The sequence below is a fragment of the Microbacterium sp. zg-YB36 genome, from assembly GCF_024623575.2.
Taxonomy (GTDB): domain Bacteria; phylum Actinomycetota; class Actinomycetes; order Actinomycetales; family Microbacteriaceae; genus Microbacterium.
The window spans coordinates 30,826-50,900 of sequence record NZ_JANJFD020000008.1 but is presented as its reverse complement, the minus strand read 5'-3'; the positions used below and the strand labels follow the sequence as shown (position 1 = coordinate 50,900).

The 20,075-nt window shown below is 70.7% G+C and carries 20 protein-coding genes; 5 read left to right on the top strand and 15 right to left on the bottom strand.

Going from position 1 to position 20,075, the window contains the following annotated elements; genetic code table 11:
* Positions 1-63 precede the first annotated feature (63 nt).
* Positions 64-822: an MBL fold metallo-hydrolase gene (locus NQ151_RS12650; protein ID WP_257528311.1), complete on the top strand. Its 759-nt coding sequence runs from the start codon at positions 64-66 to the stop codon at positions 820-822.
* A 115-nt stretch (positions 823-937) separates the two neighbouring features.
* On the top strand, positions 938-1,078 hold the full coding sequence (locus NQ151_RS12645) for a hypothetical protein (RefSeq protein ID WP_257509213.1): 141 nt from the start codon (positions 938-940) through the stop codon (positions 1,076-1,078).
* Positions 1,079-1,149: 71 nt separating this feature from the next.
* Here NQ151_RS12645 and NQ151_RS12640 read toward each other — a convergent pair whose 3' ends face one another.
* The 3 genes from NQ151_RS12640 to NQ151_RS12630 form a co-directional block, all read right to left on the bottom strand.
* Positions 1,150-2,163 carry an aromatic acid exporter family protein gene (locus tag NQ151_RS12640; protein WP_257509212.1) on the bottom strand — a complete coding sequence of 338 codons (1,014 nt, stop codon included), beginning with the start codon at positions 2,161-2,163 and terminating at the stop codon, positions 1,150-1,152.
* A 68-nt stretch (positions 2,164-2,231) separates the two neighbouring features.
* Complete coding sequence (locus NQ151_RS12635) at positions 2,232-4,607, bottom strand: phosphoketolase family protein (RefSeq protein ID WP_257528310.1); 2,376 nt, start codon at positions 4,605-4,607, stop codon at positions 2,232-2,234.
* 4 nt (positions 4,608-4,611) lie between these two features.
* Positions 4,612-4,761 carry a hypothetical protein gene (locus tag NQ151_RS12630; RefSeq protein WP_257509210.1) on the bottom strand — a complete coding sequence of 50 codons (150 nt, stop codon included), beginning with the start codon at positions 4,759-4,761 and terminating at the stop codon, positions 4,612-4,614.
* Positions 4,762-5,139: 378 nt separating this feature from the next.
* Here NQ151_RS12630 and NQ151_RS12625 point away from each other — a divergent pair, with 378 nt between their 5' ends.
* Positions 5,140-5,844 (top strand): M23 family metallopeptidase, encoded by a 705-nt coding sequence (locus NQ151_RS12625; protein WP_257528309.1) that lies wholly within the window; start codon positions 5,140-5,142, stop codon positions 5,842-5,844.
* A 44-nt stretch (positions 5,845-5,888) separates the two neighbouring features.
* Here the strand turns inward: NQ151_RS12625 and NQ151_RS12620 are convergent, their stop codons facing one another.
* Together NQ151_RS12620 and NQ151_RS12615 are read right to left on the bottom strand one after the other, a co-directional pair.
* Entirely contained in the window at positions 5,889-6,668 is a 780-nt protein-coding gene (locus NQ151_RS12620; protein WP_257528308.1) for an ABC transporter permease, read from the bottom strand.
* Complete coding sequence (locus NQ151_RS12615; protein WP_257528307.1) at positions 6,665-7,705, bottom strand: ATP-binding cassette domain-containing protein; 1,041 nt, start codon at positions 7,703-7,705, stop codon at positions 6,665-6,667. Before NQ151_RS12615 ends, NQ151_RS12620 begins: the two co-directional genes overlap by 4 nt.
* Positions 7,706-7,766: 61 nt before the next feature.
* Here NQ151_RS12615 and NQ151_RS12610 point away from each other — a divergent pair, with 61 nt between their 5' ends.
* On the top strand, positions 7,767-8,768 hold the full coding sequence (locus NQ151_RS12610) for a helix-turn-helix transcriptional regulator (RefSeq protein ID WP_257528306.1): 1,002 nt from the start codon (positions 7,767-7,769) through the stop codon (positions 8,766-8,768).
* Between the two features lie 91 nt (positions 8,769-8,859).
* Here the strand turns inward: NQ151_RS12610 and NQ151_RS12605 are convergent, their stop codons facing one another.
* From NQ151_RS12605 to NQ151_RS12595, 3 genes are all read right to left on the bottom strand, one after another.
* Entirely contained in the window at positions 8,860-9,888 is a 1,029-nt protein-coding gene (locus tag NQ151_RS12605; RefSeq protein ID WP_257528305.1) for an ABC transporter permease, read from the bottom strand.
* Positions 9,885-10,835 (bottom strand): ABC transporter ATP-binding protein, encoded by a 951-nt coding sequence (locus NQ151_RS12600; protein WP_257528304.1) that lies wholly within the window; start codon positions 10,833-10,835, stop codon positions 9,885-9,887. The genes NQ151_RS12605 and NQ151_RS12600 overlap by 4 nt, the downstream gene beginning before the upstream one ends.
* Positions 10,836-10,935: 100 nt before the next feature.
* Complete coding sequence (locus NQ151_RS12595) at positions 10,936-11,949, bottom strand: glycerophosphodiester phosphodiesterase family protein (protein WP_257509203.1); 1,014 nt, start codon at positions 11,947-11,949, stop codon at positions 10,936-10,938.
* 157 nt (positions 11,950-12,106) lie between these two features.
* Between NQ151_RS12595 and NQ151_RS12590 the strand changes: the two genes are divergently transcribed.
* Positions 12,107-13,009 carry a Bax inhibitor-1/YccA family protein gene (locus NQ151_RS12590; RefSeq protein WP_257509202.1) on the top strand — a complete coding sequence of 301 codons (903 nt, stop codon included), beginning with the start codon at positions 12,107-12,109 and terminating at the stop codon, positions 13,007-13,009.
* Positions 13,010-13,155: 146 nt separating this feature from the next.
* Here NQ151_RS12590 and NQ151_RS12585 read toward each other — a convergent pair whose 3' ends face one another.
* The 7 genes from NQ151_RS12585 to NQ151_RS12555 all read right to left on the bottom strand — a co-directional run bounded on the left by NQ151_RS12585 (position 13,156) and on the right by NQ151_RS12555 (position 19,930).
* On the bottom strand, positions 13,156-14,538 hold the full coding sequence (locus NQ151_RS12585; RefSeq protein ID WP_257528303.1) for a glycosyltransferase: 1,383 nt from the start codon (positions 14,536-14,538) through the stop codon (positions 13,156-13,158).
* Positions 14,539-14,712: 174 nt separating this feature from the next.
* Positions 14,713-16,296: a glutamine-hydrolyzing GMP synthase gene (gene guaA, locus NQ151_RS12580; RefSeq protein ID WP_257528302.1), complete on the bottom strand. Its 1,584-nt coding sequence runs from the start codon at positions 16,294-16,296 to the stop codon at positions 14,713-14,715.
* On the bottom strand, positions 16,293-16,775 hold the full coding sequence (locus NQ151_RS12575; RefSeq protein ID WP_257509199.1) for a DUF3817 domain-containing protein: 483 nt from the start codon (positions 16,773-16,775) through the stop codon (positions 16,293-16,295). Before NQ151_RS12575 ends, guaA begins: the two co-directional genes overlap by 4 nt.
* Positions 16,776-16,898: 123 nt before the next feature.
* A complete protein-coding gene (locus NQ151_RS12570) occupies positions 16,899-17,771 on the bottom strand; it encodes an SURF1 family protein (protein ID WP_257528301.1) in 873 nt (290 codons plus the stop codon).
* Entirely contained in the window at positions 17,768-18,886 is a 1,119-nt protein-coding gene (locus NQ151_RS12565; protein ID WP_257509227.1) for a GuaB3 family IMP dehydrogenase-related protein, read from the bottom strand. Before NQ151_RS12565 ends, NQ151_RS12570 begins: the two co-directional genes overlap by 4 nt.
* 127 nt (positions 18,887-19,013) lie before the next feature.
* A complete protein-coding gene (locus NQ151_RS12560) occupies positions 19,014-19,685 on the bottom strand; it encodes a TMEM175 family protein (protein WP_257528300.1) in 672 nt (223 codons plus the stop codon).
* A complete protein-coding gene (locus NQ151_RS12555) occupies positions 19,682-19,930 on the bottom strand; it encodes a helix-turn-helix domain-containing protein (protein ID WP_257528299.1) in 249 nt (82 codons plus the stop codon). Before NQ151_RS12555 ends, NQ151_RS12560 begins: the two co-directional genes overlap by 4 nt.
* Positions 19,931-20,075 lie beyond the last annotated feature (145 nt).

Genomic DNA, 20,075 nt, shown 5'->3' with positions numbered 1-20,075 from the left:
CACCGCACCGCACCGCCCGGCAATACCCTCCTCTGCGCGCGGTGCGACCCACAGGCTGACCACATGACCGCACCCACGACGCCCTGGCAGGAATGCGCGCCTGGCGTGTACCGGCTGTCCCGCGCGCAGGTGAACTGCTACCTGCTGGCCGGCGCCGACGGCCTCACTCTCGTCGACACGGGGCTCCCCGGCATGTGGCGGGATCTCGTCTCCTTGTTGCGGACGCTGGATGCCACGCCGTCGGACATCGACGCCGTGCTGCTGACGCACGGCCACTTCGACCACGTCGGCATGTCGCGACAGCTGGCGGAGGATCACGCCGTGCGGCACTTCGTGCACGAGGGCGACCGGCGCCTCGCGCGGCATCCGTATCGGTACCGGCATGCGGCACCCCGCTGGGTGTATCCGCTGCGGCATCCGCGTGCCATCCCGATCCTCGCCCGCATGACGGCAGCCGGCGCCCTCACGGTGAAGGGCGTCGAGGCTGAGGGCACCGTCGTGCCGGGGCGTGCACTGGATGTCCCCGGCACCCCGGTGCCGGTCTTCACCCCCGGGCACACCGACGGGCACTGCGCGTTCTTGCTGCCCGCCTCCGGCGTCCTCCTCTCCGGCGACGCGCTGGTGACGCTCGACCCCTACACCGGCGCATCGGGTCCCAGAATCGTCGCCAACGCGGCCACGGCCGATCCGGACTCGGCACTCACGGCCCTGACAGCCCTCGCCGGGACCGGCGCGAACACAGTGCTCCCCGGACATGGCGAGCCCTGGACCGAGGGCATCCGCGCCGCGGTCACCCTCGCCGCGCGCGAGGGCACGGCATGAGCCGCGGGTCGACCGGGCGGTACCCCGGCGTCTGCCGCGCGTCAATCCCTTCGCCTCGTGCGCTGCGGATCGTTAGCGTCGAGGGAGAAGACCTCGAGCACGAAGGAGGAGAAGCATGGACAGTGACATCTCGCGACCCAGTCAGGCCGAAGGCGACGACCCGGACCGCCCCTCGGAGGGCACGGACGACGCGATCGGGCACCCCTCGCAGGCCGAAGGGGACGACCCCGACCCGCAGGCGGACGACTCCGTCTGAGCTCGTCACGGTGCGGTCGGCGATTCACCGTCGGCCGCACCGGCGGGTGACCCGCTCCTTCTCGCGTCGCCTCACAACAGCGATCGCGCGAGCTGTACCAGGCGCCCCAGACAGACCGAGACCGTGACCGCCGGGCTCGGCTGCGGGGCATCGGGGTCGGCGCCGACCCTGACGTACCGGTCGATCGCATCCGTCGCGACGGCCAGGTGCGCAGCCGCGTTCTCCCCCGTGGCGACGGTCGAGATGGCCGTGCCGACGGCGCGCAGTGCGGCGGACAGCACGCCGTCGTCGCTGCGCGGCTGGCCGTACACCTCCGGATGCTGGATGAGGATGTCCGCCAGTTCGCGCGCCAGCAGCACCGAGCGCTGCAGGGCCCGCCAGCCCCGCTCGAGCTGAGCCTGCTCCGCGGCCCGCCGCCGCCCTCGGGGGTTTCCGCGTCCGCTGCGGCTCGCCTGCTGCACGCCCTCCGCCGCCACCTCGGCCAGGGCCGCGAGGTTCTCCGCGGCGGCCACGAGGTCGTCGTCCTTCAGAACGCCGGCATCCACCCCCGCCGCCATCTGATCGAGGGTGTCGGCGATCCGCTCGCGCAGTGTCGCCAGCTGCGCCCCCGCTTCGCGCAGGTACAGCGGCGGCACCAGAAGGTAGTTGGCGGTGATCCCGACCGCCACGCCGAACGCCATGGTGACCAGGTACGAGGTCGAGAACGCGTCGGCGTTCGAGCCGCCGAGCACCAGCACGAACAATCCGGCCAGGGCGATCCAGTCGCGCCCGACGCCCAGCCGCCGGATGCCGCCCAGCGCGACGCCGACACCGACGACGATCGCGATGGCGACGACCCCCGGCGCACCCGCACCGACCACGGCCAGCCCGCCGAAGCCCAGCACGATGCCGATGGCAAGTCCGACGAGCGCCTGCAGCCCAGCACGGGCCGAGTCGGCGACGGTCGGGTACATGCTCACCAGCACCCCCATCGGCGCGTAGTAGGAGTAGTCCGCGTCGGCGAACGGCACGAAGGGCGCGAGATACCAGGCCACGGCCGCGGCGACGGCGGTCTTGGCGGCCAGCACGAGGCGCGACAGTGCCATGACTTCGCCACCGGCGGATCGGACGGAGGATGCCAGCGAGGCGCGGCGGCCGGAGGAGCGCGGCCGGCTCACTGCGGCGACCAGCGCCAGTCCCGCACCCAGGCGACGTCCTCGCCGGTCTCGCGGGTGTGGCTGCGCGCGGCATCCCGCAGGTCCTGCATCCGCTGCCGCACGTCGCCGCAGCGATCGGCCAGTCCCGGCACGCGGTCGATGACGTCCATCACCAGGTGGTACCGATCGAGGTCGTTCATCATCAGCATGTCGAAGGGCGTCGTGGTGGTGCCCCGCTCGAGGAACCCGCGCACATGCAGGTTGTCGTGCCCCCGGCGCCGGTAGGTCAGCCGGTGCACGAGCCACGGGTACCCGTGGAAGGCGAAGACGATGGGGCGGTCGGCGGTGAACAGCGCGTCGAAGTCGTCGTCGGTCATGCCGTGCGGATGCACCGTATCGGGCTGGAGCCGGCCGAGATCCACCACGTTGACCACGCGCACCCGCAGGTCGGGGATGTGCTCGCGCAGCAGCGACGCCGCCGCGATCGTCTCGATCGTCGGCACGTCGCCCGCGCAGGCGAGCACGACGTCGACGCTCTGGCCCGCGGTCTCGCTGCCGGCCCACTCCAGGACACCGGCGCCTCGTTCCACATGGGCGATGGCGTCGTCCATTGCCAGCCACTGCGGTTCGGGCTGTTTGCCGGCAACCACGACGTTGACGAGATCCCGCGAGCGCAGGCAGCGGTCGTAGGTGGCCAGCAGCGTGTTCGCATCGAATGGCAGGTACACCCGTACCACGTCGGGGCTCTTGTTCATCACGACGTCCAGGAACCCGGGGTCCTGGTGGGAGAACCCGTTGTGATCCTGTCTCCAGACGTGGCTGGAAAGCAGGTAGTTCAGGCTCGCAATCGGCGAGCGCCACGGGATGCCGGCACTGGACTGGAGCCACTTGGCATGCTGGTTGAACATCGAATCGACCACGTGCACGAACGCCTCGTAGGAGGTGAAGACACCGTGCCGGCCGGTGAGCAGGTAGCCCTCGAGCCACCCCTGGCACTGGTGCTCGCTGAGCACCTCCATCGCCCGGCCGGCGGGGGCGAGGTCACGGTCGACGTCCTCGGTCGCGGCCATCCACTGCTTGGCGGTGACGTCGTACACGGCGGGGGCCAGCCGGTTGGAGGCGATCTCGTCGGGACCGAAGAGGCGGAAGTCCTCGGGATTGCGACGCATGACCTCCGCGAAGAAGCGGCCGAGCACGGCGGTGCTCTCCTCGTCCGCGCCGCCGTGCTGGGTGACCGGCACCCGGAACGAGCGGAAGTCGGGGAGATCCAGCGGCCGCACGACGCCGTCGTGCACGTGCCGTGACGCGCTCATGCGGCGCTGCGGCGGCGGAGCCAGGGCGGTGATCTCCGCGCGCGGCTCCCCCGTCGGGCCGAACAGCTCCTCCGGGCGGTACGACCGCAGCCACTGCGCCAGCACCTGCAGGTGCGCCTCGTTCTCGCGCGCCCCCGATACCGGCACCTGGTGGGAGCGCCACGTGCCTTCGACGGGCTCGCCGTCAACGACCGCCGGTCCGGTCCACCCCTTGGGTGAGCGCAGGACGATCATCGGCCAACGAGGGCGCCGCAGGTCTCCCGCGCGAGCGGCGGCGCGGATGCGGTCGATGCGGTCGAGGGCTTCGTCGACGACGGCGGCGAACGTGCGGTGCACCTCGAGCGGGTCGTCGTCGACCGCGAAGCTCGCCAGCAGCGGGTCGTGCCCGTAGCCGCGCAGCAGCGAGAGCAGCTCGTCCTGCGGGATGCGCGCGAGCACCGTGGGGTTGGCGATCTTCCAGCCGTTCAGATGCAGGATCGGCAGCACCGTGCCGTCGGTCACCGGGTTGAGGAACTTGTTGCCGTGCCACGCAGTGGCAAGCGCCCCGGTCTCGGCCTCGCCGTCGCCGATGACGCACGCCACCGTCAGGCCGGGGTTGTCGAACGCGGCGCCGTAGGCGTGGCTGAGCGAGTAGCCGAGCTCCCCGCCCTCGTGCATCGATCCGGGCGTCTCGGGTGCAGCGTGACTCGGGATGCCGCCAGGGAAGGAGAACTGGCGCATGAGCGCGGCCAGACCCTGCTCGTCACGTCGGACGGCGGGGAAGAGTTCGCTGTAGGTGCCATCCAGCCACGCATTGGCGACCATCGCGGGCCCGCCGTGGCCGGGGCCGGCGATGTAGACCACATCGAGGGCGCGGTCGATGATCGCGCGGTTCAGGTGGGCGTAGATCAGGTTGAGCCCGGGCGCGGTGCCGAAGTGTCCGAGCAGGCGCGGTTTGACGTGTTCGGGGGTCAGCTGCTCGCGCAGCAACGGGTTGTCCAGCAGGTAGATCTGGCCGACCGAGAGGTAGTTCGCCGCCCGCCACCACAGGTCCAGCCCGGCGGCGGTGTCGTCGTCGATCCTGAGGGTGTCGATGCCCATACCGTTACTCGTCGTCGGGGCTCGCGGAGCGACCCTCGATCACGTTCCCTTCGTCATCGAGCGGGACGAGACGGTCATCGTCTTGGACCGGCTCCGGCGGAAGATCGGCCTCGGGGTCGATCGGACGCTCGTCATCGGGCACGTTGCTGCTCATCGGTGCTCCCTTCTCTGGACCCAGCTTCGGTTCCCGGGCGATGATGCGCACCCGGTTGACGATGGGCGGTGGCGCGACTATGCGTGCACGCGTGGAGGCTCCGTCCAGGTTGACCGTGACAGGATCGTTACCAACGACGTCGCAGCCAGCGAACCGGCAGCGACACAAAACCCGCCGACCCGACGGCGCCGACCCGAGGGCTCATCGAGCCCAGAGGAACCTTTGACTCAGCACCCCACCCCTGCCACGCCTTCGCGCCGCTTCGCCCGACTGACCGCCCGAACGGCGGTGCGTCCGGACAATCCGAGGCACAACGCGCGAGGCGCCTTCGCGATCGCCGTGGTCGTCAGCCTCGCCGGCACCTCCGCGCTACCCGCCATGGCACTGACCCCGGTCGAGGGTTCGACCGCGGCCCAGCCGACCGCGGCCCAGCCGACCGCGGCCCAGCCCGCCGCGGCTGGTGCGGCTCAGACGCCCGCGGCTGTCGCCGCGGAGGCGCCCGCCGCACAGGTGCAGTCGCTCGTCGTCGCCTCGGCGACCGATGGCATCACCCTGAACCGCGCGTCCTACGCGGCCACGACGCCGGAGGAGCTCGCCAGCATCGAGGCGGCCAGGGCCGAGCAGGAGCGCGCACGCCTGGCTGCCGCGATCACGAACGGCCAGCTCTCCTCCGTCGCCTCGGCACTGCCGGTAGGCGGTGGCGTGGTGCGGCCGCTGCCGTACTTCAACAACTTCGGCACACCGTATGCCGGCCACAAGGGCGTGGACTACATGGTCGGTGCCGGCACCCCCATCTCGTCCATCGCGGACGGCGTCGTCATCGAGTCATCCGAGAGCGGACCAGGCTGGGGCGTCTACGTCAAGGTCGCCCACAACATCAACGGCACCAGTGTCACGAGCCTCTACGCCCACATGACCTACGGCACCCGCACCGTGCAGGTGGGCGACCGCGTCGCCGCCGGCCAGGTCATCGGTCAGGTCGGTTCCACCGGCCGCGCCTTCGGGGCGCACCTGCACCTCGAAGTCCAGGTCAACAACGGGTACGTCAACGGCGAGAGCTGGCTGGTCGCCAACGGCGCCTAGCCGAGCATGCCGCCGACGGTCGTTGCACCGGCGGCGGCATCCGCTCAGCTGGATCGGCGCATCGCCCGCACGCCGACCACGAGTCCCACCACGGCGACCGCGAGCCCCGCGGTCCAGCCCCACAGCACCGCCGGGGCATCGAAGTCGCCCGACAGCAGTGCCCTCTCGGCCTGCACGACCCAGTTGACCGGGTTCACCGCGGCGACCACCCGCATCCACGCCGGGCCGTCATCCAGCGGCAGCAGCATGCCCGACAGGATGAGCAGCGGGAAGATCAGCGACTGCTGCACTCCCCAGAACAGCCACTCCCGGTCTTTCGTCGCCAGCGCGAGGGAGTACGACAGGGCACCGAGCCCCACCCCGAACACCGCCAGCAGCGCCAGCCCGACCACCAGGCCCGCCAGATCCACGCGAAGGCCGAACGGCCAGGCGATCAGCACGATGATGATCGCCTGCACCACGATCGGGGCGATCTCCTTGAGCGCCCGGCCCACCAGCAGCGCCGACCGCGACAGCGGGGCGACCAGAGTGCGCTCGTGGGAGCCGGTCATCATCTCGTACTGCAGGTTGGAGCCGGTGGCGCCGGTCCCGAACAGCACGATCATCACCAGCACCCCCGGCACGAACCACCGCAGCGTCTCGGCGACGTCGCCGCCGGCGGCTCCCGCCAGCAGCGGGGCGAACAGCCCGAGGAACACCAGCGGCTGCAGCAGGCTGAAGATGAGCGAGAACGGGTCGCGCACGATCGGCCGCAACTCCCGCGTGAGCACGTTCCAGGTGTCGCGTGCGGGGTTCGCACGCACGAACTGCTGTGTGGTGGTCATCGGACTGCTCCTGTCTGCTGTGCCGCATCGGCGGCATCCGACTCTTGTTCGACCGGTTCGACCGGTTCACCCTCGCCCGCTTCGCGCAGCGTCCGTCCGGTGAGCACGAGGAAGACGTCATCGAGGGTCGGCGGCACGCCGGTGGCCTGCTGCACGACGACCCCGGCGGCATCCAGCGCGCGCACCGCCCGGGGCAGCAGCCGCTCGCCGTCGGGCGCGGTGAGGGCCACGGATGCCGCGCCTTCGCGCCGCACCACGCGATCGGTCAGCGCCTGCACCACCGCGACGGCGCGATCGGCGTCTGCCGGGTCGGCGAACCCGAGCGTGATGACGTCACCGGCCAGCGTCGCCTTCAGCGCACTCGCGGTGTCGTCGGCGATAACCCGCCCCCGGTCCATCACCATGACCCGTTCGGCGTAGCGGTCGGCTTCTTCGAGGTAGTGGGTCGTGAGGAACACCGTCGTGCCGTGCTGGGCGCGCAGATCGATGATGTGCTGCCACAGGTTGGCGCGGCTCTGCGGGTCGAGCCCCGTGGACGGCTCGTCCAGGAACAGCAGCGGGGGCGCGTGCATGAGTCCGAGGGCGATATCGAGCCGCCGTCGCTGGCCGCCGCTGAGCTGCTGCACGGAACGTGTGGCGAACGAGGCGAGATCCACCGACTCGATGAGTTCGTCCGCCCGCACCCGCGAGGCCGCGCGTGCCATGCCGTAGAACGCGCCCTGGCTGATCAGCTCGTCGCGCACCCGCTGCGCGTAGCTGCCGCTGTTGAGCTGCCCGACGTAGCCGATGCGGGCACGCACGGCACCGGCATCCGTCGCGATGTCGTGCCCGACGACCCGGGCGGCGCCCGCCGTCAGCGGCAGGAGAGTGGTGAGCATGCGCAGGCTCGTCGATTTCCCCGCGCCGTTGGGACCCAGGAACGCCACCAACTCGCCCACGGCGACCTGGAACGTGAGGTCGGTGACCGCCTCGACGGTCTTCTTCTTGACGGTGAACTTCTTTGTCAGCCCCACCGCATCGATGATCGGTTCGTCCATGACGACACGGTAGGAGCCAACGCGGACAGATTCTGTCCGCGATCCAGGACACAATCGAGCCATGTCCGATACGACAACACGCGCTCTTTCGCTCTTGAATCTGCTGCAGACGCACCGGCACTGGTCCGGGTCCGAGCTTGCCAGCCGGCTCGGTGTCACCGAGCGCACGGTGCGCCGCGACGTGGATCGGCTGCGGGAACTCGGCTACCGCATCGAATCGGCACCGGGCGCGGCAGGTGGCTATCGGCTGGAGGCTGGGTCGGCGGTGCCCCCATTGCTTCTCAACGACGACGAGGCCGTCGCGATGGCCGTGGGGTTGCGGGTGGCCGCCGAGCAGCGCCTGGTCGGCGGCCCCGAGACGACGCTGACGGCACTGGCCAAGCTCGAGCAGGTGCTGCCGGCGCCGCTGCGGCGACGGGTGGGCGCGCTGGCCGCGGCGGTGCAGCCCGGCGCCGTGCGCAGCGGCGCCGCGGTGTCGACGGAAGTGCTCAGCGAACTGGCGCTGGCCTGCCGCGACCACGAGCGGCTGCGCTTCACCTACACGTCGGTCACCGGCGTCCAGGGATCCCGCCGCGTCGAACCCCACCTGCTGGCCCCCGCCAACCGCAACTGGTACCTGCTGGGGTGGGATCTGGACCGGGAGGACTGGCGCACGTTCCGCATCGACCGCATCGTGGACGTGCAGCACACCCGCGTGCTGTTCGCCCCGCGGGAGCTGGATGCCGCAACCGCGGCGGAGATGGTCTTCGTGGCGACGTCGTGGTCGCCGCAGAAGATCGAGGCGGATGTGGTCATGGACCTGCCCCTGGAGCAGATGAAAGAAGTGTTCGGCGTGTGGTCGCAGGGCGCCGTCGCCGAGGGGGACGGGCGCACCCGGTGGCCCATCGGTGGCCCCGACTGGCGCGATGCCCTCTACGGCATGCTGTGGATCCCCGAGGGTGTGGAGTACGCCACCGACTTCCCCGAACCCGATCGCGCGACCCTGCGCGAGTCGCTGGAGCGCGCGCTCCGCGCCCTCTCGTCCCCGCCGCCACCGTCCCGCCCCCGCCGCGTCCCTTCCTGACCGTGAGACCACAGCTGGTCGCCGAGACCGTGGGAACTTCCCATCGTCTCGGCGACCAGCTGTGGTTTCAGCGTTCTCGGCCGCGCGGGGGTCAGGCGATACGGGTGCCGGGCGGGAGGGAGCGGGCGGGGGTGCGGGTGCGGGCGTATGCCCACCCCATCAGGCCGCCGGCGAGCACGAGTTGCACACCCAGCCCCACGAACCAGCTGGGGGTGGATGTGGCGATGATCTCCTCGGCCGTGTCGTAGTCGTTCTGCTGCGGCGCGCACTCGTCGTAGCGCACCTCGGTTTCGGGTGCCCGCTGCGCCGAGCGCACGCCGACCTTGGCCTGACCGAACAGGTCGACCGCGTTGCCGTTCGCGTCGAACTGCGTCGGCGTGGCATCGGCGAGGATCACGAACGGATTGGCGGCCAGCACCCACCAGACGGTGTCGAACCGAGGCGCCTCCGAGGTGTACGAGTTCCACTCGTCGGTGCACTCGACCTGGTTGCCCTCGTACGTCGCAATCCGGTGAGAGTAGGTGACCTCGGTGCGGATGCTGGCCCCCACCAGCAGGAACACGATCAGGGTGCCCACCGTCAGCGCGGCGACGACCAGGTAGGTCGTCGCGACCGAGAACAGCGGACGGGCGAGGATGCCGCTGAGGGCGACGCCGATGGCGGAGATGACCCCGATCTCGATGATCAGCACCACGAACGACACCAGCACGGTCCAGCCGCTCACCCCTCCCGCGAGGGTCGCGATCACCAGGAACGGCACGGCGACCACGGCGAACGCGAGCCCCGTGCCCCACGCCGCCAGGAACTTGCCCGTCAGGATCTCCCCCGTCGTGGCGGCCGTCACCTGCACCGGCGCGAGGGTGGCGGCATCCCGATCGCCGTTGATGGAGTTGCCACTGAGAGTGGGCGAGACCAGCACCGCGAGCAGCAGCGTGATGAACACGACGGTCGAGTAGACGCCTGGTCCGCGGTCCTCGACCGACCCGAACACGAGGAACGCCAGCGCCGTGACCCCGACCAGGAGCAGCGCGAACACGCCCAGCAGGACGTACCAGGCCACCGAGCGCATGCGCTGGATCAGCTCCAGACGTACGATCGTGCCGATCCGCTGCAGATTCATGCGGCACCTCCCTGCGATCCGGGTCCTTCTCGCAGATCGAGGAAGGTGTGCTCGAGCATGCCGGTGGCTGCGGAGAACTCGGCCACCGGCAGTCCCGCAGCGACCAGGGCCGCCAGTCCCTGCGCGGCGTCGGGGTCGGACGCGAACCCGACGAGCACGTCGCGCCGGTCGACGGGCAGGATGCCGGGATCCAGGCCGAGCGCAGCGGCGACGGGCACCACAGCGGCGTTGCCTTCGCGGTCGGCGAGGCGGATGCGCCAGGTACGCACGCGGGACGCAGCGGCGGCCACCCGCTCCGAGCTCACCGTTTCGCCGGCGACCATGAACACCGCGTCGTCGATGACCTCTTCGAGCTCGGAGAGCACGTGACTGGAGATGAGCACCGTGCGCCCCTCCGCGGCGAAGCGGCGCAGCAGCACGCGCAGATCGATGCGCGCCTGCGGGTCCAGCCCCGAGGCCGGCTCGTCCAGCAGCAGGATGCGGGGATCGTGCACGAGCGCCCGGGCCAGCGCCAGCTTCTGCTTCTGGCCGCGCGAGAGCACTTTGGCCGGTGCATCCGCGAGCGGCTCCAAGCCCAGCTCCGCCAGCAGCTGCGCCGCGCGCGCCCGCGCCTGCTCGCGCGTCATGCCGTAGAGCTCGCCGGTGATCGCGATGGTCTCGCGCGCCGTGAGGGCTGGCCAGGCACCCAGCGCGTCGGGCATCCAGCCGAGCATCCCGCGCGCCTGCGCCGGGTCGGCGATGGGATCCACCCCGCCGATCTGCAGCTCACCGGCATCCGGCGCCAGGAGCGAGGCGAGCATGAGCATGAGCGTCGTCTTGCCGGAGCCGTTGGGGCCGACCAGGCCCGTGACCGCTCCCTGCCGCGCCTCGAGGGTCACATCGCGCACCGCATGCACGTTGCCGAACGACCGGCGCACCCCGCGCGCCACTATTCCGGGTGTGGTCACGAGCGCCACCATAGCGGATCCACAGGATTGCGCCCCGGATCTGCGGAATCGGCGCGGCGCCGGCCGGTCAGGCGGGGGTCAGGCGCCGGTCAGGGTCCGGTCAGGCGCCGTGGAAGAACGCGACGCCGAGGTCCGGGTGGTCGACGAAGACGCCGTCGACGTCGGCATCCACCAGCAGCTGCCACTCCCCCTCATAGTCGCCGAACGCGGCCTTGCCGCCGCGGCCGCGGAACTGGCCGACGAGGAACGCGTTCTCGGGGCGCGCGGTCCAGGTGAACACCCGCAGCCCGCGCGCGTGCGCGTCGGCGACCAGTGTCGTGGGGCCCTTCGCATGACCGAGCTTGTCGGGACCGAGGATCATGCGCTTGTCGACGCTGATGCCGTCGACCAGGTTCACCAGCTGATCCAAACCCTCCGGCGACGCGGTCTGCCGATAGGTGGGCGCCTCGCCGCCGTGCGCGGTGACCAGGTCGAACGGCTTGCCCGCCGCTTCGAGCAGATAGATGTAGGACGCACGGATGCCGCGCCCCTGCAGTCCTGCCAGCACGGTCGACTCGAACGACTCGACGATCAGCGGCAGCCGGCCATCGGCCCAGCCGGCGGCGCGCAACTCCTCGGCGATGAGCTGCGGCATGTCCCAGCCGAGGGAGCCGAAGTAGGTGGCGTGCTTGATCTCCAGCACCACCGCGATCTCGCGCCCCTGTGCGTAGGAGGCGTCGCGGACGAGGTCGAGCACCTCGCGCAGTCGCATCACCGGCTGCTCGTCGTCGAAGGTCGCGCTGGCGGGACGCAGCTTCGGCAGTCGCTCGCGGCAGCGCAGCCCCGACAGCTCCTCCCAGGTGAAGTCCTCGGTGAACCAGCCGGTCAGCTCCGCGCCGTCGATCGTCTTGGTGGTGCGACGGTCGGCATACTCGGGGCGGTCTGCGACGTCGGTCGTGCCGGAGATCTCGTTCTCGTGCCGCACGACCAGCACCCCATCGCGGCTGACCACGATGTCCGGCTCCACGCCGTCCACACCCAGCTCCAGCGCGAGGTCGTACGAGGACCGGCTGTGCTCGGGACGGTAGCCCGGTGCGCCACGGTGGCCGATGACGAGCGGGCGTGTGCGAGGCATCCATCAAGGCTACGCGGCGAGGGCTACGAGCCCCGGTATCCGGTTGATTGCTCGCTCTCAGCGATATACCCGTCCTCATACCACGCCGTTCAGATACTGTGGAGTGCACACAGCATGGCGCTGTGTCCCCAACCCCGACTTTGGAGTGTGAGAGCACGTGGCCCTCAACAATCCCGCATTCGCCAACCCGGCGTTCCAGGAACAGCGTCCCGGCTTGACGCCGCCGGCCGTATCCGGCACGCAGACCCAGTTCGCCGCCGCCCAGCACCAGGGCGTCGACGCCGCCTCCCAGGCGCACCTCGAGGGGATGTACGCCGCTCCCCCGGCCGGCGCCATCGAGACCGACCGCATGAGTGTCGAGGACACCGTCCTGAAGACCGTCGGCCTGTTCGCGATCCTGATGGTGACGGCTGTCGTCGGCTGGATCTGGACGCTGTCGACCGTCACGGTCGCCAACCCCTCGCCCACGATGATGCCGTGGATCATCGGCGCGCTCGGTGGCTTCGTGCTGTCGCTGGCCGTCATCTTCGGCTCGCGCAAGAAGATCCGCCCCGGGCTGATCTTCGCGTATGCCGCACTCGAGGGCTTGTTCGTCGGTGGCATCTCGGCGTTCTTCGAGTTCATCTTCCCCGGCATCGTGATGCAGGCGACGCTGGCGACCCTCGCGGTCGTGGGCGTGACGCTCGCCCTCTTCGCCAGCGGCAAGGTGCGCGCGTCGAAGAAGGCCACCAAGATCTTCATGATCGCCATGGGCGGCTACCTCGTCTTCTCGCTGCTGAACGTCGGCCTCATGCTCTTCGGCGTGATCCCCGGCGACATGATGTTTGGCCTGCACAGCGCCACGATCATGGGCATCCCGCTCGGCCTCATCATCGGCGTGCTCGTGGTCATCATGGCCGCCTACTCGCTGGTGCTGGACTTCGACCAGGTGCAGCAGGGCGTGCGCAACGGCGCTCCCCGCAAGTTCGGCTGGATGGGTGCCTTCGGCATCATGGTCACGGTCGTCTGGCTGTACGTCGAGATCCTGCGGATCCTCGCGATCGTCCGCGGCAGCAACTGACCCGCATCCGCTTCACCCCGAAGGGGCCGCCCACCGGGCGGCCCCTTCGTCGTTCCCGGGGGCCTTCCCCGGCCCGAATCGCTGAGACCACTGCTGGTCGCCGAAACGATGGGAAGTTCCCACTGTCTCGGCGACCAGCAGTGGTTTCACGGGCTGGGGACGCGGCCGGGGCGCGGGGACGGGGACGACAGCGCGGAGCGGGCCGCGGCGCCGAGGGCGCGCATCGAGGCGGCGGCATCCATCGCGGCGGCGGCGGAGCGGCCGGCATCCGAGAGCCACTCCCGGACTCCGGGGCCGGTGAGCAGCGCGGTCAGCGCCCCCGCGAGTGCGTCCACGTCCCCGTCGGGGACGAGCATGCCGCCGCCGCGGGCGAGCGTGTCGCGCGGGCCGTAGGGGATGTCGTACGAGACCACCGGCACGCCGTGGCCGAGGGCTTCGAGTAGCACCAGCGGCTGCCCCTCGTTCGTGCTCGTGAGCACGAACAGGTCCGCCGTCGCCCACGCCGCCTCGGGGTCGGGAGCATGACCGTGCAACAGCACCGCGTCGCCGATGCCGAGGGACTCGGCCAGTTCCGCCAGCGCAGCGCGCTCGGGACCGTCCCCGTACACGTGCAGCTCGGCGTGCGGCACTGACACCCGCACCGCCGCGAGCGCCCGCACGGCATCGGCCACGCGCTTGCGCGGGATCAGCGTGTTGAGCATCACGATGCGCCCCCGCACCGGGTCGTTCGTCAACCCCGAGGGTGCCGGATGCGGCACGACCGAGGAGCGGATGCCGCTCACCCGGCGCTCCACGTCGGCCTGCTGGCTGGGGGTCAGCCACAGCACGCCGTCGAACCGGTCGGCGATGTCCAGCCACCGCGTCCACGCGGCATCCATCGGCGCGTCCCAGGTGAAGGGCGCCAGCACGTGGCACGCGTGCGTCGTGTGCAGCAGCCGGATGCCGCCGTCCAGCAGCGGCGCTGCGTCGGCGACGAGCACTTCGCCCACCTGCCGCGCCTCGCAGACCACGACGACCGGACCGACGGATGCCGCAGCGAGGGCGTTCAGCCACGCGCGGTACAGCCCGCCGAAGCCGGGGAGCCAGCCGACCGGCTCGCGGCCGTCGGCGTCCCACACCACGACGGGAGCCTGACTCAGATGCCACGCCGGGTCGCCGGTTATCACCGGGAGATCCAACACGGTGCGCTCGGCGGCATCGGCGATCGCGCGGGTGTCGTTGTCGTGTGCCGGGACGGGCAGCGGCAGCGCGGCGGCCCGCAGCCAGCCGGCATCCGTCCGTGCGTCGTCGAAGAGGTTGCGCAGGTCTTCGGGGGCGCCGAGCAACCCCCGGCGCACCCATTCGGCGCGGTCCCGGTCGTGGTCGGCCTGGTCGCCGGGGTCCACTGTCAACAGCCGTACCCGGGCGCCGGCGGCAGCCATGTCCAGCGCGCGGCGCAGCACCGAGATGGTGAATCCGCCGTCGCGGTCGGGGATCAGCCTGCTCGCCAGGACGAGGTACTCGGCGTCGGGCAGCGCGGGTTCACTCATCCCTCCATCCTCCCCCACGGCGCTGGGTCTCCCCCGAGGCCGCGTCGGAATTCAGGCTGAGAGCACCGGATACCCCCGAACCCGCCGCGCGGATGCCGCACAGCCTGAATTCCGACGCACCCGCCCGGAAACGACGGATGCCGCGACCCTCAGGCCGCGGCATCCGTCACCGATTCACTCCCACTCGATGGTCCCCGGGGGCTTGCTCGTCACGTCGAGCACCACCCGGTTGACCTCGCGCACCTCGTTGGTGATGCGATTGGAGATCTTCGACAACACGTCGTAGGGCAGACGCGTCCAGTCGGCCGTCATCGCGTCCTCCGACGAGACCGGACGCAGCACGATGGGGTGACCGTAGGTGCGGCCGTCGCCCTGCACGCCCACCGAGCGGACGTCGGCCAGCAGCACCACGGGGCACTGCCAGATCTCGTCGTCCAGCCCCGCCCTCGTCAGCTCTTCGCGAGCGATGGCGTCGGCGTCACGCAGAATCTCGAGGCGGTCAGCGGTGACCTCACCCACGATCCGGATGCCGAGGCCGGGGCCCGGAAACGGCTGGCGACCGACGATGACCTCGGGAAGACCGAGCTCCCGGCCGATCGCGCGCACCTCGTCCTTGAAGAGGGTCCGCAGCGGCTCGACGAGCTCGAACTGCAGGTCCTCGGGAAGACCGCCCACGTTGTGGTGGCTCTTGATGTTCGCGGTGCCCGAGCCCCCGCCGGATTCGACGACGTCGGGGTACAGCGTCCCCTGCACCAGGAACCGGATGGGCTCGCCGTCGGCCTCGGCCTCCGCGACCAGCGCGGCTTCGGCCTGCTCGAACGAGCGGATGAACTCGCGCCCGATGATCTTGCGCTTCTGCTCCGGGTCGCTCACTCCCGAAAGCGCCGTCAGGAACTGCTCGCGCGCGTCGACGGTGACCAGGCGCACGCCGGTCGAGGCGACGTAGTCCTGCTCGACCTGCTCCCGCTCGCCCTTTCGCAGCAGACCGTGGTCCACGAAGATGCACACCAGCTGGTCGCCGACGGCTTCGTGCACGAGGGCGGCAGCCACGGCGGAGTCGACACCGCCGGACAGCCCGCAGATGACACGCGAGGTGCCGACCTGGGCGCGGATCTTCGCCACCTGCTCGGCGATGACGTTGCCGCTGTTCCAGTCGGCGGCAAGGCCGGCGGCCTTGTGCAGGAAGTTCTCCAGCACGTTCTGGCCGTGGTCGGTGTGCTTGACCTCCGGATGCCACTGCACGCCGTACAGGCGTCGCTCGTCGCTGCCGAAGGCGGCAACGGGGGTCGCCGCGGTGGAGGCGAGCACGTCGAAACCGGCGGGCGCGGCGGCGACCTGGTCGCCGTGGCTCATCCACACGTTCTGCGCGGCCGGCTGGCCGCCCAGCAGCACGCCGCCGTCACCGGTGAGCGTGGCATCCGTCGCGCCGTACTCGCGCAGTCCGGTGTTGGCGACCTCGCCGCCGAGCGTCTGTGCCATCACCTGGAAGCCGTAGCAGATGCCGAGGGTCGGCACCCCGAGATCGAACACCTCGGGATCCAGCGAGGGGGCGCCCGGGTCGTACACCGACGACGGGCCGCCGGACAGGATGATCCCCACCGGCTCCTTCGCGGCGATCTCCGCCGCGGTCGCGGTATGAGGGACGATCTCGCTGTAGACGCCTGCTTCGCGCACGCGGCGCGCGATCAGCTGCGCATACTGCGCGCCGAAGTCGACGACCAGGACGGGACGCTGGGACGAGTCGGTCTGCGAGGTCAACGGGTGCCTTCCGTGGCGGGGATGGGGTCGGATGCCGCAGCGTCGGCCTCGCGCTGGGCGAGGTAGGCCCGCACATCGCGGGCGACGCGGGTCTCCATGAAGAAGGACAGCAGCGGCACGATGCCGCCGCATGCCAGCAGTAGGAAGCGCCAGAACGGCCACCGCATGAGGCTCCAGATGCGGAAGCAGGCGAACAGGTACACGACGTAGAACCAGCCGTGGACGATGAGGATCCCCAGCGACAGGTTCACGCCGTCGCCGGTGGACAGCAGCTCCCCTTCGGGGCCGGGGACGACGGGCGCGAGCCACAGCAGGCCACCGGATCCGCCCAGGAACACCTCGACCGCCAGCGGCGTGTACTTGAGGATCATCTCGGCGCACAGCAGCAGCAGGCCGACGCCGGTGATGACCGAGGCGATCTGGTAGAACCGCAGGGCCCCACGGATCGCCGGGAAAGAGGCGAGTTTGGGTGCCGGCATGGCCTCCATCCTACCGGCGCGGCTTGAGTGCCCGCCGCGTGCCGCGACCCGCCAGACGCTGAGACCACACCTGGTCGCCGAGACCCTGGGAAGCTCCCATCGTCTCGGCGACCAGCTGTCGTTTCACGGTGCGGGAGGGGCGGACTCCTCGAGAGACTCGACCTCTTTCTCCCAGGCGTCGCGAGCCAGGCGGTACCACATGTAGAACGCGAACCCGGCGAAGACGACCCACTCGGCCGCGTAGAAGATGTTGAGCCAGTTGACCGTCGAGCCCTCTTCCGGGGCAGGCGAGTGGATGCCTGTCAGCCCGCCGAACGGCTCGCTCGAGGTGAGGTAGGCGCGGTACACGTCCAGCCCCTCGATGTCGTGCCAGTGCGAGAGCAGCGCAGCCGGGGACATGCGCGTCATGGTCTGCGGGTCGGCGCCCGCAGGCGGCACGCCGGGGCCCTCGTCGGAGATCAGCCGGCCGGTGACGTGCACCGTGGCATCCGGGTCCTGCGCGACCTCGGCCTCGAGCGCCTCGATCGCGGCGTCCGCGGCTTCGCGCGTGGGCGCCCAGCCAACGGCCACCGCCAGCGATGTGGGTTGCGCCGACCCGGTCGTGTCCGCGTCCAGCCGCAGCTGACCGGTGACCCAGTACCCCTCGACCCCTTCGTTGAAGCGGGATGCCACCGGGATGAAGTCCCCGGCGATCCAGCGGCCGGACGCCTCGACCATCTGACCGACCAGCGGCTCCGGCAGGTACTGACCCGGCTCCGTGACCTCGGCCAGCGGGCGCACCTGCTCGTTCATGCCGGCCGGCGGCGGGTCGGTGTCGATCGCGCTGCCCAGCTGCCACTGCCCGAGCCACGCGAACACCCCGGCGATCACCAGTGCGACGCCGAGCATGCCGAGCCACCACGGGCGCAGCAGCACCTCGCGCAGGGTGGGCGGGAAGACCTCGGGGGCGGCGGCCGATGCCACGTCCCCCGCCGCCTGTGGGGCGTTCTCGGTCATCCGGCGGAGTACGGCGCGACGACGACCTCGACGCGCTGGAACTCCTTGAGGTCCGAGTAGCCGGTGGTCGCCATGGACTTCTTCAGTGCGCCGATGAGGTTGGCGGTGCCGTCGGCGACGGGAGCCGGACCGTAGAGCACGGATTCGAGGTTGATCTTCTGCTCGACGTGGATGCGGCTGCCCCGGGGAAGCTTGGGGTGGTGGGCCTCCGGGCCCCAGTGGTAGCCACGGCCGGGCGCATCGGTGGCACGGGCGAGGGCGACGCCCAGCATCACGGCATCCGCTCCCATCGCGAGTGCCTTGACGATGTCGCCCGAGGTGCCGACGCCGCCGTCGGCGATGACGTGCACATAGCGCCCGCCCGATTCGTCGAGGTAGTCGCGGCGTGCGCCGGCGACGTCGGCGACGGCGGTGGCCATGGGGGCGTGGATGCCGAGGGTGCCGCGCGTAGTGGAGGCCGCTCCCCCGCCGAAGCCGACCAGCACGCCGGCGGCGCCGGTGCGCATGAGGTGCAGCGACGCGGTGTAGGTGGATGCTCCGCCGACGATGACGGGGACGTCGAGGTCGTAGATGAACTTCTTGAGGTTCAGCGGGGCCTCGACGCTGGAGACGTGCTCGGCCGAGACGGTGGTGCCGCGGATGACGAAGAGGTCAACGCCCGCGGCCACGACGGTCTCGTACAGCTGCTGGGTGCGCTGCGGGGTCAGGGCGCCGGCGACGGTGACACCGGCGGCGCGGATCTCGGCGAGGCGCTCACGCACCAGCTCGGGCTTGATCGGCTCGGAGTACAGCTCCTGCATGCGGCGGGTCGCCTCGGCGTCGGGGAGCGTGGCGATCTCGGCCAGCAGCGGGTCGGGGTCGTCGTAGCGGGTCCACAGGCCCTCGAGGTCCAGCACGCCCAGGCCGCCGAGCTTGCCCAGCGTGATGGCCGTCTGCGGGCTGACGACCGAGTCCATGGGTGCCGCGAGCACCGGGATGTCGAACTGGAATGCGTCGATCGCCCAGGCCGTCGAAACGTCCTCAGGGTTGCGGGTGCGCCGCGAGGGCACGACCGCGATGTCGTCGAACGCGTAGGCGCGGCGAGCGCGCTTGGCGCGGCCGATCTCGATCTCCATGCTCACCAGCCCAGCCTACCCGCGGGCTTCCCTCCCCGCCCACGCCGTCCAGCCCCCGAGTGAGTATTCGCGGGCCCGAGTGAGTATTCGCGGGCTCGAGTGAGTATTCGCGGGCTCGAGTGAGTATTCACCCGGTCGAACGCCCCCGGTCCGCGCCGTCGCGAGACCCGGCATCCGCATTCCGACCACCGCTGCCGCGCAGCACGCGGCTGAGCACACCGTCGAGGAGGAAGAGCAGAAACGCCCACGATCCGATCCATGGCGACAGCACGACCACCGCTGCACTGATGAGCAGGGCGCTGAGGGAGCCACCGCCGAAGGCTGCGGCATCCGTCGGCGTCAGCTTCGGCAGCATCACCTCGGCGTGCCGGGCCATCCACTGCCACTGGATCCAGCTGCACAGGATCGCGAGGAAGAAACTCACCGGCATGGCCATGCGACCGGCGACGAAGTCGGAGTACTCGGTGGTGAGGTTGGTCGCGAACGGCACGAAGGCGATGAACAGCAGCCGCGCGTTGTTGAGCCAGATCGCGACGGCATCCACCCGTTCGACGTACTCGAACTGCTGCACGTGCACGCGCCAGAGCAGGCAGAGCAGCACGAAGCTGAGCCCGAAGTTGAAGAACAGCAGCGACATGTCGCCCAGCGCCGCCCACATCTGTGCGTCGGAGTCGACGGTGCCGAGCGAGTGGTCGGTGAGGTCGAGCACGAGCAGCGTCGCGGCGATCGCGAATACCCCGTCGGTGAATGCCTCGAGCCGCCGCGTGGACAAGCTGGTGGAGCGCCGCGTCCGGATCACGCGCTCAGGCTAGCGGCCTGCTCCTCGCCCGGTAAGGCCCGCTCAGCGCAGGCTGAGGGAGTGGGCATTGCGACGCTCTCGCCCAGTGCGGTGCGCTGGTAGTAGACCTCCCGGCCGCGGTGGAACGAGCGCAGCAGACCCGAACCGGTCAGGATGCGGAGATGCTCGCTCGCCGTCGCAGGCGCCACTGCGAAATGGGCCGCCACGTGCGTCGTGGTCATCGGCACGTCGAACTGCCGGAGCACGTTCGCGCGCGTAGCCCCCCAGGCCAGGCGAAGACGCCGGGCACGAGCACCAGACCCCGCCCTTCGAGACCGCTCTTGAACGCGCAGCACTTGCCGGATACGTCCAGGCCGTCCTCCGTTCGCCGCAACTGCGGATGGGGGCTGC